The following is a 16,635-nucleotide window of genomic DNA, read 5'->3' as shown; positions in this document are numbered from 1 at the left end:
CCATGCGAGAGGATCGTTCGCCCATTCTGGAACTGCAGGGCATCACGAAGAGCTTCGGCGGCGTCGAGGCGCTTCGTGGTGTCGACTTCGCGCTCTCACCCGGCGAGATCCATGGTCTCGTTGGCGAGAACGGCGCGGGAAAAAGCACGCTGATGAAGATCATCGCCGGCGTGCACACCGAATTCTCGGGTCGCTTCCTGATCGACGGACAGGAGACGCATTTCCGCTCGGCCCGCGACGCTCACAGCGCCGGCATCGCCATGGTGCACCAGGAGCTGTCGGTCGCGCCCGACCTCACGGTTGCGGAGAACGTGTTTCTGGGCAACCAGCCGACCAACCGGCTCGGCCTCGTGCAATGGCGGCGGATGGCGCGGGAGGCCGGCGAGCAGCTCGCCCGCTTCGGCATCGACGTCGATCCGATGAGCAGGCTCGGCGACCTCCCGATTGGGCTGCAGCAGCTGATCGAGATCGCGCGCGTGCTGTTCTCCGGCGCGCGCATCGTCATCCTGGACGAGCCGACGTCCGCCCTCTCTCCGCCCGAGGTCGAGCGATTGTTCGCGACCCTGCGGCGCCTGCGCGAGGAAGGCACGGCGATCGTCTTCATCTCGCATTTCATCGAGGACATCTTGCGCGTGTCCGACACGGTCACCGTGTTCCGCAACGGGCGGAAGGTCGCGGAGACGGCAAGTGCCGCGACCAACAAGGGCGCGCTGATCGAGGCCATGATCGGCCGCGGCGGCGAAGCGCTCGAGCACAGCTACAGCGACGATTTGATGCTGCCCCAACCGAGCGACAGCTCGGTTGTCCTAAGGGTCGACCAGCTGTCGCTGGCCCGCAGCCTGAAGGACATCTCCTTCGAGGCGCGCGCCGGCGAAGTGCTCGGCATCTACGGCTTCATGGGCTGCGGCCAGCAGGAGCTGTCGCGCATCTTGTTCGGCAAGCTGAAGCCGGACGGCGGCACGCTCGCTGTCGAGGGCAAGCCCAAGACCTTCGCGAGCACGGCGGCGGCGCGGCGCGCCGGGGTGGCGCTGGTGCCGGAGAGCCGGCGCGCGATGCTGTTTCACCAGGAGCCGGTTTACAAGAACATCTCGATCAGCATCCTCGATCGCATCTCGGCGTTGCTGCTCAAGCCGGCGCAGGAGCGCGACATCGCAAAGCGCCAGGTCGAGCAGCTCCAGATCAGGCCGCCCGTGGTCGGCCTCGATCTCGGCATGCTCTCCGGCGGCAACCAACAGAAAGTCGCGCTGGCGAAATGGCTGACCTATCCGCCAAAACTGCTGGTGCTCTGCGAGCCCACTCGCGGCATGGATGTCGGCGCCAAGAACGACGTCATCAACATCGTCCGTGATCTCCGCGCCAGGGGGCTCGCGATCATCGTGCTGTCGACCGAGCCGGAAACGGTGCTGTCGCTGGCCGACCGCATCCTGGTGCTCAAGCGCGGCGCATTGGTGCGCGAATTCAAGAACGAGCCGGTCAGCAAGGACCGCCTGCTGGAAGCGGCGTGACGGAGAAGCACCATGGCAAGCAGTGACACGGCTTTGGCGGCGGGGCAGCGGACGCGAGGGCTTGCGCCCTTCCTGCGCTCGCAGATGCGCAACATCGCCCCGTTCCTGACGCTGATCTTCCTGTCCGGCTTCTTCGCGCTGGCCAGTCCGTCGTTCGCGACGCTGGACAATCTCGGCAACATCCTGACGCAGGTCTCCGTCACAGGCATCATCGCCGTCGGCCTCACCTTCGTGATCCTCTGCGCGGAGATCGACCTCTCGATCGCCAGCATCGCCAACGTCACGGGCATCGCGGTCGCCTACTTCACGCTCCAGGAATCCTACGTCAACATTCCCAACATTCCCCTGCCCGGGGCCGCAGCGATCCTGCTGGCCATTTTGCTGTGCGCGTTTCTCGGCCTCGTCAATGCGCTGGGACTGACCGTGATCGGCATCCCCTCCTTCATCATGACCCTGGCGATGATGCAGATCGCGGCCGGCATCTCGGCGCTGCTGGTGCGGGGCCAGATCGCCTACAAGGTGCCCGGCGTGATCACCACGCTCGGCTCCGGATCGATCGGCGGCATCCCATGGATCGTCATCGTCGCCGCGATCATGCTCCTCTTGGGACATCTGGTGCTGACCTACACGCGCTTCGGCCGCTACGTCTACATGGTCGGCGGCAACCGCGAGGCGGCCGAATATTCCGGCCTTAACGTCAAGCTCATCCTCGGCGCGGTGATGGTCATTTCGGCGGTGTGCTCCGGGATCGGCGGCATGCTCGGTGTCGCTCATTTCGGCAGCGCGCAGCAGAACGAGTTCGACACCTATCTGCTCGACTCCATCGCTGCCGTCGTCGTCGGCGGCACCAGCCTGTTCGGCGGCCGCGGCGGCATCGGCAACACCATCGTCGGTCTCTTCGTTCTCGGTGTTCTCAACAACGGCCTCGACCACGTCAACATCGACAGCTTCCTGAAAATCCTGATCCGCGGCCTGATCCTGCTGGCAGCGCTGGTGATCAATGTTTATGCGCAGCGGCTGAGGGAGAAAGCGGTGGAATAGCCGCCCCTCAAAACAAAAAGCGCGAAAACAACCCCATGCACAGTAGAGACTGTGAGGGAATTCAACGACTTACAAAAACCCGAAATTGTGTAGCTGCGACCGTGGCGGCATTTGACTCGTCGGGCAAAACAGGAGCAGGATGTCATCGTGGCAGCGGGCGCGGATGGGCTCAGGGTCGCTCCCCAAACTCCGTCATTGCGAGCGCAGCGAAGCAATCTAGGCTGCCGCCGCGGAAAGATTCTGGATTGCTTCGCTGCGCTCGCAATGACGACGTGACAGCAGGGGCAATCCAGCCTCACCTCGATCGCGGAGCATGAGAACGCGGCTTAGCTCTCCGCTTTCTCATCCGGCGCAAGCCGCGAGAACCGGAAATTGCAGTGGCTCGCACCGCCCGCTAACGTCTGTGTCCTTTCCAGCCGGATGCCTCGCGCTGCGTAGGCAACGAAATCGAGCCCGCAGATGTTCGGCAAAATGTCCTTGTCGCCATGGCGCGCCGCGAGTTTGCAGAAGCCGCAAGCCTTGTAGTTGATGCCGAACTCAAAACTGTCACCCGTATCAGGCTCGACGAAATCGTAGACGAAATCTTCCGGAAATTCGGTCTGATGGCTTTCAGTCGCGCTTCTTGCCGCCTGCTCGCGCAGCAAGGCCTGGTTCTCCGGCGACATGAATTGACGCCCTGAGGCGAGACGCTCCGCTTCAGGCGCGGTGAGCAATTGCGCCTTGTAGGTTTCCCGCTCGATCTCGCCGATCACAGGCACCGGCACGCCGTGGCGCCGCAGCACCCGGCTGATGGCCATAAAACCCATCAGACGCATGAAGAAATCGCTCATGCGGCTTGCCGCGCCGCCGACATAGGGCATTTGGGTGAGCACGATTTCGAACTCGTCCATCACCTCGCGCCTGATCTCGTCGATCTCGGAAAGTTGCGCGCACTCACGCAACATCGCTTCGGCCAAATCGAGCCGATCGCGCATGGCGGCCTCCATTGCACCGCGATGCGCTTCGTAAAACGGATGGATGATCTCAGCCATGGGACACCCGATATGATTGGCTCATTGCAAAGTCGGCTGGTTCACTCCGCGGCGATCGCCTCGATCTCCAGCAGCCATTTGCTGTCGACGGTCTCGACGATCACGACCGTCAGCGCAGGCTGGTGTTCGCGCAGCATCGCGCGACGAATGGAGCGGTTGGTCACGAGTTGATTGCGGTCAGTCAGGAACGTGGTGACCTTGACCAGATGCGCGATGCCAAGGCCGGCGGCAGCAAGCACCTCGATCAAATTGCGCCAGGCCTGCTCGCACTGCGCCTCGAAACCTTCGGGCACGGTGCCGTCGAGTCTCTCCGGCACCTGGCCGCTGATGAACAACAGGCGGCGATACTGCGTCAATTCAAGTCCCATGCAGTAGCCGCCGGCAGGCGCATGGACTGTTGCGGGATTGTGGCTGACGAGGTGAGCTGGGGGCACGAGGTTTCTCCGGATTGCGGGTCGGACCGTATCCGGCGCCATCACCGCTCCGCAAAGCATCATTGCTGCGGTTCAGCGCAAGAAAATCTATTGCAAGGCCACAGCCCATCAGTGTCAAAATGGAGCCCGATGACCTACGCCCTTCCCCCACTCAACGCGCTGCGCGCCTTCGAGGCCGCCGCGCGGCATCTCAGCTTCAAACTGGCCGCACACGAGCTGCACGTGACGCCCGCCGCCGTGGGGCAGCAGGTGAAGGCGCTGGAGGCGCGCCTCGGCGTGCAGCTCTTCGAGCGGCTGCATAAGCAGCTCGTCCTCACCGTCGCCGGTCAGGCCTATCTGCCCGGCGTCTCCGAAGGCTTTCGCCACATTGCGGAGGCGACCTCGCAATTGAAACCGGCAGGTGCGGTGCTGCTGCAATTGGGCATCCATGGCGGCTTCGACCTCCGCCGCCTCGACCTGGCGGCGTTTCGCAGCACGCATGCGGAGATCGGCTTGCGGGTGCTGCACCCGGCCGGCCTGCACGAATTGGTCGAAGGCAAGGTCGACCTGTTGCTCGCCCGCGGCCTCGGCCACCATCCCGGCTATCGCTGCGACCGGATCGATCAGGGATCGGGTTTGGGTGATTGGCTGGTTTCGCCTGAAGGCACCGCGGATTGTCCGGAGATCGTCAGTTTTCGCGCGTGGCTGCGTGCGCTGCCGGCGGAGAACTCGATAGCGAATCGCCGCCCTCGTCTGGTTGGTGGCAGACGATAGGCTCGACCGGCACGGAGGGTAACGGAGATAGAGCGACGCTCGCTGCACCAATTTCGTCACTTCGCCAACACCTCACCGCGTGCCCGTCGGCTCGCGTCTCCAGCACAGGCCCCGGCTCGCGCCGACACACAGCCTCCGCATACCGGCATCGCGGGCTGAATGCGCATCCGTTCGGCGGATTGAGCGGGTTGGGAAGGTCGCCCCCTGTCGTCGCCAGCGGCGCATGGCGCAAGGGATCGGGGATGGCGGCGATCAGGGCTTGCGTATAGAGGTGCGCGGGCCGTTCGAAGATCTCGCGCCAGTGGCCGTTCTCGACGATGCGGCCGAGATACATCACGGCGACCTTGTCGCTCATGTGTTCGACGACGCCGAGATCGTGGCTGATCATGATGTAGGAGAGGCCGAGCGTTTCCTTCAATTCCAGCAGCAGATTGATGATCTGGGCGCGGATCGAGACGTCGAGCGCCGAGACCGGTTCATCGCAGATGACGATCTTCGGATTGAGGATCAGCGCACGCGCAATGCCGATGCGCTGGCGCTGGCCGCCTGAGAATTCATGCGGGTAGCGGTCGGCCTGCTCCGGCCGCAGGCCCACATGCCGCAGCATCTTCGCGACGCGGTCGTCGATCTCGCTCTTGGCCGTGACGCCATGCACGCGCAGGGGATCTTCCAGCGTGCGGCGAACGGTCTGGCGCGGATTGAGCGAGGCGTAGGGATCCTGAAACACGATCTGCACGATGCGGGCCAGCGCCTTCCGATCGCCGGATGGTCGGTTGGTCACGTCCTGTCCGTCCAGCACGATGCGGCCGCGCGTCGGGGTCACGAGGCCAAGGATCGACAATGCGACCGTCGACTTGCCGGAGCCGGACTCGCCGACGAGGCCGAGGCATTCGCCCCGCTTCAGGGTGAGATCGACGCCGTCGACGGCGTGGAGCAGCCGCCGGCCGCGCCCGAGCAGGCCGCCTCCGAGCGGAAAATGGACCGCGAGATCTCTGACGCTGAGAATGACATCGTCGTCCGGCCGTGTTTCAACCAAACTAGCTTGCGGCTCATGCATGGTGGTGACACCTGACCAGGCCGCCGGCGTCCAGCAAATCCGCTTCCGGCGGGGTGGTCCTGCAAATATCGGTCGCCTGCGCGCAACGCGGATTGAACCGGCAGCCGTTGGGGAAATTCGTGATGGCCGGGACCACACCCGCGATCTCCGTCAGGCGGCTGCGGCCAAGCGCTGCGCGACTGCCGAGCCGCGGCAGCGAGGCAACCAGGCCTCGCGTATAGGGGTGCGAGGGTGCCCGGAAAATATCGGCCGAGCCGCGCTCCTCGACGATGCGGCCGGCATACATCACGGCCACGCGGCGGCAGACATTGGCGACCAGCCCCAGATCGTGGCTGATCATCAGGATTGCGGTTCCCCGCTCGGCACACAGATTCCGCATCAGCTCGATGATTTCGGCTTGCACGGTAACGTCGAGCGCCGTGGTCGGCTCGTCGGCGATCAGGAGATCCGGACCGCAAGCGAGCGCGATGGCGATCATCACGCGCTGGCGCATGCCGCCGGACAGCTGGTGCGGGTAATCCTTCACGCGCCGCTCCGGGGCGGGAACGCGCACGCTCGCCAGCGCCTCGACCGCCAGTCTATCGGCTTCCCGCCAGCTCTTGCCCTTGTGCAGCACGAACATCTCGGCGATCTGCCGGCCCACCGGCGAGACCGGGTTGAGCGCCGTCATCGGCTCCTGGAAGATCATGGCGATGCGATTGCCGCGCAGATCCCGTTGCCTGGCGGCTGAAAGGTGCTGGATCTCCCGTCCCTCAAACCGGATGACACCGCCGCCGATCGACAACGGCTGCCGCAACAGGCCGATCAAGGCCAGCGCCGTGATGCTTTTGCCGCAGCCGGATTCGCCGACAAGGCCGAACGTCTCGCCGCGATCGATGCGGAATGAAATGCCCTCGGCCGCCGCAACGCGCCGCGATCCATCGTCGAGATCGATACGCAAATCCTCGACTTCGATCAGCGGCGTGCGGGTCATGTGCGCCGGCTCCGCGATTGCGGATCGAGAATGTCGCGCAGGCCGTCACCGAGCAGATTGAGGCCGAGCACCGTCAGGAAGATCGCAAGGCCGGGAAACACCGAGAGCCACGGCGCGGTCGTGATCTGATCGCGGGCATCCGACAACATGCTGCCCCAGCTCGGAAACGGCGGGCGGACGCCGAGGCCGAGGAACGACAACGCGGCTTCGGACAAGACCGCGCTGCCCATGCCGAGCGTGCCGATGACGACGATCGGCCCTAGCATGTTCGGCAGCAGCTGCGTGATCATGATGCGGAGATCGCCGTAGCCGAGCACGGTCGCGGCCTGCACATAGCCCTGGCTCCTCAGCGACAGCGCCGAGGCCCGCGCGATCCGGCACGTGAAGGACCAGTTGGTCAAGCCGAGTGCGATCAGCAGGCTGGTCAGGCCGGGACCGAGCACCGCCATGATGGCCAACGCGAAGATCAGCGAGGGGATCGCGAGCATGAGATTGGTCAGGCCGTTGACGACATCGTCCCACCAGCCGCCCCAATAGCCGGCGCTCAGGCCCAACGCGACGCCGATGACGCTATTGATGAGCTGCGAGACGATGCCGACCGTCAGCGAAACCCGCGCGCCATAGACGACGCGGGAATAGATGTCGCGGCCTTGGTCGTCGGTGCCGAACCACCAAGTCCAGCTCGGAGGCTCTTCCGCGTTGAGCAGATTGGCGTCCAGGACAGGATCGGTATGCGCCAGCCATGGCGCGAGCAGGCCGACCAGGATCGCAAGCGCGAACAGCGCGCCACCGATGATGAGATTGGCGCGGAGCTTCATGCGTATCTGATCCTGGGATCGATCACGCCGTAGAGCACGTCGATCAGCAGATTGATAGCGAGAAAGGACAGCACCACGACAAGAATGGAGCCCTGGACGGCCGGAATGTCGCGCTGCAGGACACTGTCGACCAGCAGCGAGCCGATGCCCGGCCAGGAGTACAGTTTCTCGACCACGACCGCCTGCCCCATCAGCCCGCCGAACTGCAGGCCGACGGTGGTGAGAATGATGACAAGCGCGTTGCGCATCACATGCCACTTCACGACTCGGGTCTCGCTCATGCCCTTGGAGCGCGCGGTGCGGACGAAATCCGCGGTCATGATCTCGAGGACCGCGGCGCGTGTCGTCCGCGCGAACAGCGCCATCGGCGAGACGCCGAGCGTCACGGCCGGGAGGATCAGATATTTCAGTCCGCCATCGCCATAGCCGAAACTCGGCAGCCAGCCGAGCTTCAACGCGAACAAGTACATCAGCACCAGTCCGAGCCAGAATTTGGCGATCGAAAGGCCTGATACCGCCACGACCATGGCCAGCGTGTCGACGATACCCCCCGGCTTCAGCGCGGCGATGAAACCCAGGGGAACACCGATCACGACGGAAAACGCCATGGCGGTGAAGATGAGCTGGAGCGTCGGCCATATCCGCTTGGCGATCATGAACGTCACAGGCTCGCGCGTCCGGAACGACGTTCCGAAATCACCGGTCGCAAGCTTGGCGATGTAGGCGCCGAAGCGGACATAGACGGGATCGTCGAGCCCGAGCTGCTTCTTCATGCGCAGCTCGACCTGCGGATCGGCATCGTCGCTCATCGACGAGACGATGCTGCCGGGAACGACGCTGAACAGCACGAACACCAGAGCCACCACTGCGAGCACGGTCGGAATGGTCTGCAGCAGGCGGCGGAACAGGAAGGAGAGCATCGGCACTTTTCCTCTCTCCCTCCGTCGTTCATGGCGACGGAGGGAGCGCGAGAGCGCGTGTCACTTCGCGGGCGAGGTCTCGTCGACCCAGAGGTCTTCGACGTTCTGATGGGTCAGTTCGGTCGCATTCAGCTGAACCCCCTTGAGCCACGGCTGCACGGCCATGACCGCCTTGTTGTAGTTGAAGAACCAGACCGGCGCCTCTTCGTAGAGAACAGCATTGGCCTTCTGCAGCAGCTGGGTACGCTTTGCAGCGTCATCGGACTGCCCCGCCTCGTCGATCAGCTTGTCGAACTCGGCATTCTTGAAGTTCATGTAGTTGCAGGCCGACTGCGGTGTCGATGAGTGGAAGCATTTGAGGGCGGCCTGCGGATCGGGTCCGGTCGCCTGCGAATAGACAAAGGCCTGGTAGTCGCCGCTGCGAACCACCTCCGCCAGCACCGCGGTCTCGACCTGCTTGACCTTGGCCTTGATGCCCACCCTGTCCAGCATCGGGATCACGGCCGAGACGATCGGCAGACCCCAGCTCTCGTTCTGGCTGGTGGTCCATTCGAATTCGAAGCCTGAGGGATAGCCGGCGTCGGCGAGCAGCTGCTTGGCCTTGGCGGGATCGAAGGCGTAGGGCTTCATGGCCTTGTCGTAGGCGGTAGAGGTGAGCGGCAGCCAGCTGGTGGCCCGGTAGGCCTTGCCCTTGACCAGCTTGTTGATGATCAGGTCGGTGTCGATCGCGTAGTTGATCGCCTGCCGGACCCGCTTGTCGGCGAACGGCTTGAACGCGGGATTCATCCCCATGTAGCGGGTGAAGACCTCGGCGACTTCCACGACCGTGCCCTTGAGGTCGGCGTCGTTCTGATAGGCGACATATTGCGCCGGTCCCAGCACCGAGGTGTCGATCTCCTTGTTGCGGAAGGCGACATCGCGTGCCGCGGCCTCCCCCATGACCGACACAATGATCTTGTCAGCGTAGGGCTTGCCGGGCTTGTAGAACCGATCCCAGCGCTCCAGAACGATGCGCGACCCCGGCACGTGCTCGACGAATTTGAAGGGTCCAAGACCGATCGGCTTCTGGAGAAAGCTCTCCTTGGCGGCCTCGTCGGCGGGATAGATCGACGTGATCGCGTTCCAGAAGTAGAAACCTGGATCGACCTTCTCGGTCAGCTTCATCTCGAAGGTAAAGTCGTCGATTTTCTTCAGGCCGGAGATCTCCTTGGCCTGGCCCTTCTCGACCGCCGCCGCGCCCTCGATCACGCGGACATAGCGCGCACCGGGATAAGCCTTGGTGCCGTCCATGATGCGGTTGTAGGTCCAGATGATGTCGTCGGCCGTCATCTTGCGGCCGTTGTGGAAATAGGCGTCGTCGCGCAGCTTGAAGGTATGAACGAGGCCTCCGCCCGAGACGACGTCCTCCTTGGCAAGCTCCAGAACCGGCTTGCCTTCCGTGGAATTCCAGATGTAGAGCGACCGGTGCAGCGCCTTGGCGTAGATCTCGTCCTGGGCGCGCTGCGTGGTAAGAATGTCCAGGCTGGTGAAGCTCGAGCCATAAGGCGCGGTCATGCGGATGGTTCCGCCCTTGCGCGGCGTCTGGGCCTCCGCCGAGGCCACCAGTGCCAGCCCCAAACCCGCGATGATCGCCACTATCCTGAACATCATGGTCCCTCCGACAACGCAGCGTGCTCTGGTCCGAGAGTTGACCATCCACGGCACGTCGAGCGCAAGCGTCTTGAAGGGGTTGACGTATGCGAGCGTCGCGCGCGGGCCCCACCGATTTGCGCAGAAGCCCGCTAGAACTCCGGCTGCCAGTCGCGCAATTTTCGCGCTGCAGCGGTGACATCCGCGATGGTCGGAAACGCCCCCACCTCGAGCATCATCGCCCTTGCCAGCCTGACGGCGCGTGCTTCGCTGATCGCGCGCCGGCGCGGATCCTCGATCAGCTCGAAGTCGATATTGTGGGCGAGGCCGAAGATGCGGCGGATGGTTTTTGCCGCGGCGAAGCCGACCGTGTCCGCGAACAGCCGCTGCATGTAGGCCTGCCGCTCGGCTTCCAGCCGTGCCGCGCCTGTCTCGCCGGCGAACAGTGAGGCGGGATAGGCATCGCCTGCGGCGCCAGCGCGCCAGAGCTCGAGGAACTTTCGCGTAAAATCGTTCCAGACCGTTTCCACCGTCTCCAGCACCCAGGCCTCGAAAGCACGCCGTTCGCCCGGCGTGCGCTCATGCCCGGCGGAGGCAAAATAGGCCATCAGGAGGTTGGCCAGCACGGCGCCGACATCGAAACCCATCGGGCCGTAGAACGCGAATTCGGGGTCGATCACCCGCGTCTCGCCGCCCGTGACCATGATCGAGCCGGTGTGCAGGTCGCCGTGGAGCAGCGCCTCGGGGCTCGCCATGAACTTCAGCTTCAACCGGGAGATCGCGACGTGGAGGTCCATATCCTCGCGAAGCTCTGCGGCGAGCGCATCGAGATACGGCGCAGTCCAGCGGTTCTGCTCGGCGACGCGGTAAGGATCGGTGAAGATCAGATCCTCGGTGATCTTGCACAGCGCATGGTTGCCGGCGAAAGCTGCGATGCCCTGCTTCTTCTCGGCCGCCGACACCGCGAGGTCGGAGGTGAAGAACAATGTCCGCGCCATGAAGGTGGTGATGTCATCGACAAAGCGCGGATACTGCGAGCCCGCAACCATCCCCTTGCGCATGATGATGTGGGGCTCGAGCAGCTCCATCACCGTCAGCGCCAGGGCCTCGTTGTGATGCAGCAGCGCCGGCACGAGGCCGGGCGCGAGCTCGGCCTGCCGCGACAAAGCGAGATATTCGTAATGAGCCCGGGACAACGGCAGCGGCCAGCTCTCGCCGACGAGGCGGACATAGGGCAGCGCCTGCTTCACGGCGATGCCGCCGCGGCCGCCCTTGACGATGAAAACGAGATTGAGATTGCCGTCGCCGACTTCGGTGATCGACCAGGAGGCCGGCTCGCCGCCGAGGGTCGCGGCGAGATCCGCAACGCCCGCGAGATAGTCCCGCAACGCCGCCTCATGCAAAATCCGGTAGTCCCCCTGCCCCTGCGCCATGACGATCCCATCCCATGCTTGGCATGGCCGAATCGTTACTCCCGCTCCAGGAAGCTCGAGCCGATCTCGGCCTTTCTTTTGATCGGATCGTAATCACAATAGACGCTGTCCGCCACCAGCGTGTAGCTGGCGCTGACGGTGTATTTGTCTGTTTTGACCGAGTTCAGGCCGATCACCGCGGTGCTCTTGCCGCCGTTCCATTTGAACGGTGTCGAGCTCTTGGCCTGCTCGCAGGCGATCACGGCCTCATTGAAGACATAGCCCTCGACGAACGCCTTCAGGGTGCGCACCTGCACGGCCATCTTCCACTCGAAATAGCCGATGGCACCGAGACCGGCGACGATAAGCACCAGAAGCGCGACGACGATCCGCTGAAAAGTCATTCTTCCCCCAACCAAGCCAACCACGAAATCCTAAAACGGCATGCCCATCAATTTCGACAGGCGCTCGATCGACAAATAGCCGGCGTGATAGGCGACCATGGCGATCCCGTAGATGACCGCCGAGATGATGGTGGTCCAGATCAGCTTGCCCCCCATCCGTGTCAGGATCGGCGCACCGGGGTCGCTGCCCGGCACTCCGACGCCGTCCTCGTGCTGGCTGCGCACGCCAAACGGCAGCGTCAGGAACAGCGCGACCCACCAGATGACGAAGTAGATCGCGATCGCGGTTGAGATCTGGATGGCCATGGCTTCGGCCTATGCCTGCTCGATTTCGACCAGCGCGCCGGAAAAATCCTTCGGGTGCAGGAACAGCACCGGCTTGCCGTGGGCGCCGATCTTCGGCACGCCGTCGCCGAGCACCCTTGCCCCCTCCTTCACCAGCGTGTCGCGCGAGGCGATGATGTCGACCACCTCGTAGCAGACGTGGTGGATGCCGCCGTCGGCGTTGCGGTCCAGGAACTTTGCGATCGGCGAGGCCTCGCCGAGCGGCTCGATGAACTCGATCTTGGTGTTGGGCAGCGTCGCGAACACCGTGGTGACGCCATGCTCGGGCAGCGCGACGGCCTCCGAGATCTGGGCCCCGAATGCGGTGCCATAGATTTTGGCGGCCTTGACGGCGTCCTTGGTCGCGATCGCGACATGGTTGAGCCGGCCCAGCATGTTTCTCTCCCGTTACACTGTCAGCACATGTACCAGACAGGGGGGCTTTTTGCCCCAATGTTCGTTGATCACGGAGCGGACAGCGCGTCGCACCGACTCCGCCAGCGCATCCGGGTCGCGACGGCGCGCCTTCGGCAGGCCCTCGACGGTGGAGACCACGGCGTCGAAGACGAGGTCGTCGAAGGGCTCGCCCGCTTTGTTCTTCTCGGGGATACCGACGAGTTCGACCGCGGGATCGTCGGCAAGCTCGCCCTGCTCCGTCATGGCGATGGCGACAAAGGCGCAGCCGGAGAAGGCCATGCGGCGCCGCTCGCCCACCGCGCGGGACTTGGAGTCCTCCAGAATCGTGCCGTCCTTGTAGAGACGGCCCGCAGGCACTTGCCCAATGATGCCGGGATCGCCGGGGCCGAGCTTGACGAGATCGCCGTTGCGGCAGACCAGCACGCGCGGCACGCCGGCGGCACGCGCGAGCTTGGCGTGCTCATTCAGGTGCAGGGCCTCGCCATGGACGGGGATCAGGAGCTGCGGCCTGGTCCAGGCGATCATGTCGCGCAATTCGTCGCGGCGGGGATGACCGGAGACATGGACCAGCTGGTCGCGGTCGGTGATGACCTCCACGCCCTGCAAGACCAGGCCATTGATGATGGCCCCGACCGCCTTCTCGTTGCCGGGAATGGTGCGCGAGGAGAAGATGACGCTGTCGCCACGGTTGAGCGTGATCTCGGGATGGTCGTCATTGGCGATGCGCGCCAGCGCGGCACGCGGCTCGCCCTGGCTGCCGGTGCAGAGCGCCAGCACCTTGTCCTGCGGCAGATGACCGTAGACCTCGGCGGAGCGGAAACTCTGCACGCCGTCGAGATAGCCGGTCTCGCGCGCGACCTGCACCACGCGTTCCATGGCGCGGCCGACCACGACGACCTCACGGTCGGCGGCCTTCGCAGCGATGGCGACGGCCTTGAGGCGCGCGACATTGGAGGCAAAGGTCGTGACCGCGACGCGGCCCTTGGCGGCCTTGACGAGCTCGGTGATGGAGCTCGCAACCTCGGCCTCCGAGGGTGAGCGGCCGTCGCGCACAGCGTTGGTGGAATCACCGATCAGGGCGAGCAGGCCCGCATCGCCGAGCTCCCGCAGCCGCTTTTCGTCGGTCGGGCGGCCGATGATCGGGGTCGGATCGATCTTCCAGTCGCCGGTGTGCAGCACCGTGCCGACTTCGGTGTGAATCGCGAGCGCATGCGACTCCGGAATCGAATGCGCGACCGGGATGAACTCGACGTTGAACGGGCCGATATCGACGCGCCCGCCCGACGGCACCACCGTCACCGGGATCTTGGGCGCATTGCGCTCGGCGGCGCACTTGGCCTCGAACAGCGCGGCGCTGAACTGCGTCGCGTAGATCGGACATTTCAGCTTCGGCCAAAGGTCGATGATGGCGCCGAAATGATCCTCATGGGCGTGGGTCAGCACCAGCCCCATCAGATTCTTGCGTTCCTTCTCCAGGAAGCTGACGTCGGGCATGATCAGGTCGATGCCCGGCAGATGCTCCTCGTCGCCGAAGGAGACGCCGAGATCGATCGCCAGCCAGGCGCGCTGCTGGCGGTTGCCGAGGCCGTAGATCGACAAATTCATGCCGATCTCGCCGACCCCGCCGAGCGGTGCAAATACCAGTTCTTCCGGCTTCGCCATCACGCAGCTCCCACGGAGGCGGCCGTGCCGAAGAACACCTCGCCCGCGGCGACCGGCACGCGCCGGCCCTCCGCGGTGCGGACGATCAGGCAGCCGGTGTCGTCGATCGTGTCAAAAATGCCGTCCAGCGTCATCACTCCCGTGTGGATCGCGACCCGCTCGCCGAGGCCGGCGGCGCGCTCCAGCCACAATTTGCGAATTTCGGCAAAGCCACGGCCATTGTCCCAGATACCGCGGAATTCCACCCAGGCATCGGAGAGCGCCGAGAACAACTCCTCCGCACTGATCTGGACGCCGAGCGCGGCCAGCGACACCGCAGGCGTCGGCGTACCCTCGGGCGCGGCGACGACGTTGGTGCCGATGCCGACGACGATGGCAAGACGGTCGCCGATGGCTTCGGCCTCCAGGCCGATGCCGACCAGCTTCTTGCCGCCGGCCAGCACGTCGTTCGGCCATTTCAGGGCGTAGCGGGGACGGCCCTCGCCGAGGCGCAGTGCAGCCTCCAGGCTGACCTTCTCCAGGGCGGCCTCCTCGGCCAGCCCGGCCGCAAAGCCGATCGTCGCGGCGACGGAAGGGGCAACGTCCAGGACTTCGAGGACGCTGGCTGCAAGGTTGCCCTTTGGTGCGATCCAGGGGCGCTGGCGGCGGCCGCGGCCGGCGGTCTGCTCCGACGTCACGAACCACATCGGGCCGCGTTCGCCGCGCCTCGCGTGCTCGATCGCCTCGGTATTGGTCGAGCCGGTCCGTTCGAAAGCTGCGAGCTTGTAGCCCGCCGACGCCGCACGAGGACCGAGCGCGAATGCCATCCTAGAACAGCGACTTGGCGGCGGCGGAGGCGACGCTCACCACCGGGCCCGCGAACAGGGCGAACAGAATGTTGAACAGGCCCGCGACCGCCAGCACCGTCTTGACTTCGACGCGCACCGGATCGACCTGCCCGGCCGGCTCGTCGAAATACATCGTCTTGACGATGCTGAGATAGTAGTAGGCGCCGACCACGCTGGAGAGCACGCCGATCACGGCGAGCGTGAACAGGTTCGCCTTGATGGCGGCGACGAAGACGTACCATTTGGCGAAGAAGCCGGCGAGCGGCGGGATGCCGGCGAGCGAGAACAGCAGCATCGCGAACATGAAGGCGAGCAGCGGATTGGTCCGCGAGAGACCCGCGAAATCGCTGATCTGCTCGACCGGCTGGCCATCGCGTTTCATCGCCAGGATGATGGCGAAGGAGCCCAGCGTCATCGCGACATAGATCACGATGTACATCAACACGCCCTGCGCGCCCTCGACCGTGCCTGCGGCAAGACCGACCAGGGCAAAGCCCATATGGCCGATCGAGGAATAGGCCATCAGGCGCTTGATGTTGCTCTGGCCGATCGCGGCGAACGAGCCCAGCGCCATCGAGGCGATCGACACGAACACCAGGATCTGCTGCCACTGCGAGACGATGCCCGGGAATGCGGTCAGCGTGACGCGGGTGAAGACCGCGAGCGCGGCCACTTTCGGGGCCGAGGCGAAGAAGGCCGTCACAGGCGTCGGTGCGCCCTCGTAGACGTCGGGTGTCCACATGTGGAACGGCACCGCCGAGACCTTGAAGCAGAGGCCGGCGAGCAGGAACACCAGGCCGAACACCAGGCCGACATTCGAGATCGTCGCGGCCGCCGCGATGCCGGTGAAGGCCACCGTGCCCGTGAAGCCGTAGATCAGCGAGGAGCCGTAGAGCAGCATGCCCGAGGACAGCGCGCCGAGCACGAAGTACTTCAGGCCGGCTTCGGTCGACTTGGCGTTGTCGCGGTTCGAGGCCGCGACAACGTAGAGCGCCAGCGACATCAATTCGAGGCCGAGATAAAGCGAGATCAGATCGCCGGCCGAGATCAGCACCATCATGCCGAGCGTCGAGAGCAGCACCAGGATCGCATATTCGAAGATGCGGCGCGACGGATCCGACAGGAACTCGGTCGACAGCACCAGCGTCACCGCCGAGCCGATCAGGGCCAGGATCTTCATGAAGCGGGCAAAATCATCGACGATGAAGCTGCCGCCGAAGGTCACGTGCTTGCCCGCGGGCAGCATGTATTCGAGCACGCCGACAACGATCAGGAGCAGCACCGCAAGCGTCGTGACCGTCTTGGTGGTCTCCTGCCCGCGATAGGCGCCGAGCATCAGGAGTGCCATCGCCCCGACCGCGAGCACGAGCTCGGGCAGCACCGGCGCCAGTTGATAACCTGCAGTCTCAAAGCTCATGGCGATATCCT

General features: G+C 64.6%; 17 protein-coding genes. 3 read left to right on the top strand and 14 right to left on the bottom strand.

What is annotated here, in order from left to right; genetic code table 11:
* Positions 1-2 precede the first annotated feature (2 nt).
* Positions 3-1,505, top strand: a complete 1,503-nt coding sequence (locus tag IVA93_RS17470) for a sugar ABC transporter ATP-binding protein (protein ID WP_231188447.1) — start codon at positions 3-5, stop codon at positions 1,503-1,505.
* Between the two features lie 12 nt (positions 1,506-1,517).
* On the top strand, positions 1,518-2,546 hold the full coding sequence (locus IVA93_RS17465; RefSeq protein ID WP_085353317.1) for an ABC transporter permease: 1,029 nt from the start codon (positions 1,518-1,520) through the stop codon (positions 2,544-2,546).
* Positions 2,547-2,872: 326 nt separating this feature from the next.
* Here the strand turns inward: IVA93_RS17465 and IVA93_RS17460 are convergent, their stop codons facing one another.
* Positions 2,873-3,577, bottom strand: a complete 705-nt coding sequence (locus IVA93_RS17460) for an L-2-amino-thiazoline-4-carboxylic acid hydrolase (RefSeq protein WP_204511342.1) — start codon at positions 3,575-3,577, stop codon at positions 2,873-2,875.
* Between the two features lie 41 nt (positions 3,578-3,618).
* Positions 3,619-4,011 (bottom strand): RidA family protein, encoded by a 393-nt coding sequence (locus IVA93_RS17455; protein ID WP_247370264.1) that lies wholly within the window; start codon positions 4,009-4,011, stop codon positions 3,619-3,621.
* Between the two features lie 129 nt (positions 4,012-4,140).
* Here IVA93_RS17455 and IVA93_RS17450 point away from each other — a divergent pair, with 129 nt between their 5' ends.
* A complete protein-coding gene (locus IVA93_RS17450) occupies positions 4,141-4,764 on the top strand; it encodes a LysR family transcriptional regulator (protein WP_026232872.1) in 624 nt (207 codons plus the stop codon).
* Here the strand turns inward: IVA93_RS17450 and IVA93_RS17445 are convergent.
* The 12 genes from IVA93_RS17445 to nuoN all read right to left on the bottom strand — a co-directional run bounded on the left by IVA93_RS17445 (position 4,679) and on the right by nuoN (position 16,624).
* Positions 4,679-5,821 (bottom strand): ABC transporter ATP-binding protein, encoded by a 1,143-nt coding sequence (locus tag IVA93_RS17445; protein ID WP_247370263.1) that lies wholly within the window; start codon positions 5,819-5,821, stop codon positions 4,679-4,681. The genes IVA93_RS17450 and IVA93_RS17445 overlap by 86 nt on opposite strands.
* A complete protein-coding gene (locus IVA93_RS17440) occupies positions 5,814-6,794 on the bottom strand; it encodes an ABC transporter ATP-binding protein (protein WP_204511344.1) in 981 nt (326 codons plus the stop codon). Before IVA93_RS17440 ends, IVA93_RS17445 begins: the two co-directional genes overlap by 8 nt.
* Positions 6,791-7,612 carry an ABC transporter permease gene (locus IVA93_RS17435; protein ID WP_007603580.1) on the bottom strand — a complete coding sequence of 274 codons (822 nt, stop codon included), beginning with the start codon at positions 7,610-7,612 and terminating at the stop codon, positions 6,791-6,793. The genes IVA93_RS17440 and IVA93_RS17435 overlap by 4 nt, the downstream gene beginning before the upstream one ends.
* Positions 7,609-8,532 carry an ABC transporter permease gene (locus IVA93_RS17430; RefSeq protein ID WP_018455074.1) on the bottom strand — a complete coding sequence of 308 codons (924 nt, stop codon included), beginning with the start codon at positions 8,530-8,532 and terminating at the stop codon, positions 7,609-7,611. The genes IVA93_RS17435 and IVA93_RS17430 overlap by 4 nt, the downstream gene beginning before the upstream one ends.
* Before the next feature lie 60 nt (positions 8,533-8,592).
* On the bottom strand, positions 8,593-10,182 hold the full coding sequence (locus tag IVA93_RS17425; protein ID WP_018455075.1) for an ABC transporter substrate-binding protein: 1,590 nt from the start codon (positions 10,180-10,182) through the stop codon (positions 8,593-8,595).
* A 131-nt stretch (positions 10,183-10,313) separates the two neighbouring features.
* Complete coding sequence (gene mtnK, locus IVA93_RS17420; RefSeq protein ID WP_018455076.1) at positions 10,314-11,594, bottom strand: S-methyl-5-thioribose kinase; 1,281 nt, start codon at positions 11,592-11,594, stop codon at positions 10,314-10,316.
* A gap of 35 nt (positions 11,595-11,629) precedes the next feature.
* Complete coding sequence (locus IVA93_RS17415) at positions 11,630-11,977, bottom strand: hypothetical protein (protein WP_007603574.1); 348 nt, start codon at positions 11,975-11,977, stop codon at positions 11,630-11,632.
* Positions 11,978-12,007: 30 nt separating this feature from the next.
* Positions 12,008-12,283: a DUF1467 family protein gene (locus IVA93_RS17410; RefSeq protein WP_018455077.1), complete on the bottom strand. Its 276-nt coding sequence runs from the start codon at positions 12,281-12,283 to the stop codon at positions 12,008-12,010.
* Positions 12,284-12,292: 9 nt separating this feature from the next.
* Positions 12,293-12,697 carry a methylmalonyl-CoA epimerase gene (gene mce, locus IVA93_RS17405; RefSeq protein WP_018455078.1) on the bottom strand — a complete coding sequence of 135 codons (405 nt, stop codon included), beginning with the start codon at positions 12,695-12,697 and terminating at the stop codon, positions 12,293-12,295.
* Positions 12,698-12,709: 12 nt separating this feature from the next.
* A complete protein-coding gene (locus tag IVA93_RS17400) occupies positions 12,710-14,380 on the bottom strand; it encodes a ribonuclease J (RefSeq protein ID WP_018455079.1) in 1,671 nt (556 codons plus the stop codon).
* On the bottom strand, positions 14,380-15,186 hold the full coding sequence (locus IVA93_RS17395) for a biotin--[acetyl-CoA-carboxylase] ligase (RefSeq protein ID WP_085394843.1): 807 nt from the start codon (positions 15,184-15,186) through the stop codon (positions 14,380-14,382). Before IVA93_RS17395 ends, IVA93_RS17400 begins: the two co-directional genes overlap by 1 nt.
* Before the next feature lies 1 nt (position 15,187).
* A complete protein-coding gene (gene nuoN / locus IVA93_RS17390; protein ID WP_204511345.1) occupies positions 15,188-16,624 on the bottom strand; it encodes an NADH-quinone oxidoreductase subunit NuoN in 1,437 nt (478 codons plus the stop codon).
* Positions 16,625-16,635: the final 11 nt, after the last annotated feature.

The sequence above is a fragment of the Bradyrhizobium sp. 155 genome (assembly GCF_023101105.1).
GTDB lineage: Bacteria > Pseudomonadota > Alphaproteobacteria > Rhizobiales > Xanthobacteraceae > Bradyrhizobium > Bradyrhizobium canariense_D.
Note: the sequence above shows the minus strand (reverse complement) of the source record. Positions and strands in the feature narration are given on the sequence as shown.

What these genes read in the sequence shown, in the direction of transcription:
- IVA93_RS17470 (WP_231188447.1), top strand. Translation starts at nt 3, where the DNA reads ATGCGAGAGGATCGTTCGCCCATTCTGGAACTGCAGGGCATCACGAAG.
- IVA93_RS17465 (WP_085353317.1), top strand. Translation starts at nt 1,518, where the DNA reads ATGGCAAGCAGTGACACGGCTTTGGCGGCGGGGCAGCGGACGCGAGGG.
- IVA93_RS17460 (WP_204511342.1), bottom strand. Translation starts at nt 3,577, where the DNA reads ATGGCTGAGATCATCCATCCGTTTTACGAAGCGCATCGCGGTGCAATG.
- IVA93_RS17450 (WP_026232872.1), top strand. Translation starts at nt 4,141, where the DNA reads ATGACCTACGCCCTTCCCCCACTCAACGCGCTGCGCGCCTTCGAGGCC.
- IVA93_RS17445 (WP_247370263.1), bottom strand. Translation starts at nt 5,821, where the DNA reads ATGCATGAGCCGCAAGCTAGTTTGGTTGAAACACGGCCGGACGACGAT.
- IVA93_RS17440 (WP_204511344.1), bottom strand. Translation starts at nt 6,794, where the DNA reads ATGACCCGCACGCCGCTGATCGAAGTCGAGGATTTGCGTATCGATCTC.
- IVA93_RS17435 (WP_007603580.1), bottom strand. Translation starts at nt 7,612, where the DNA reads ATGAAGCTCCGCGCCAATCTCATCATCGGTGGCGCGCTGTTCGCGCTT.
- IVA93_RS17430 (WP_018455074.1), bottom strand. Translation starts at nt 8,532, where the DNA reads ATGCTCTCCTTCCTGTTCCGCCGCCTGCTGCAGACCATTCCGACCGTG.
- IVA93_RS17425 (WP_018455075.1), bottom strand. Translation starts at nt 10,182, where the DNA reads ATGATGTTCAGGATAGTGGCGATCATCGCGGGTTTGGGGCTGGCACTG.
- mtnK (WP_018455076.1), bottom strand. Translation starts at nt 11,594, where the DNA reads ATGGCGCAGGGGCAGGGGGACTACCGGATTTTGCATGAGGCGGCGTTG.
- IVA93_RS17415 (WP_007603574.1), bottom strand. Translation starts at nt 11,977, where the DNA reads ATGACTTTTCAGCGGATCGTCGTCGCGCTTCTGGTGCTTATCGTCGCC.
- IVA93_RS17410 (WP_018455077.1), bottom strand. Translation starts at nt 12,283, where the DNA reads ATGGCCATCCAGATCTCAACCGCGATCGCGATCTACTTCGTCATCTGG.
- mce (WP_018455078.1), bottom strand. Translation starts at nt 12,697, where the DNA reads ATGCTGGGCCGGCTCAACCATGTCGCGATCGCGACCAAGGACGCCGTC.
- IVA93_RS17400 (WP_018455079.1), bottom strand. Translation starts at nt 14,380, where the DNA reads ATGGCGAAGCCGGAAGAACTGGTATTTGCACCGCTCGGCGGGGTCGGC.
- IVA93_RS17395 (WP_085394843.1), bottom strand. Translation starts at nt 15,186, where the DNA reads ATGGCATTCGCGCTCGGTCCTCGTGCGGCGTCGGCGGGCTACAAGCTC.
- nuoN (WP_204511345.1), bottom strand. Translation starts at nt 16,624, where the DNA reads ATGAGCTTTGAGACTGCAGGTTATCAACTGGCGCCGGTGCTGCCCGAG.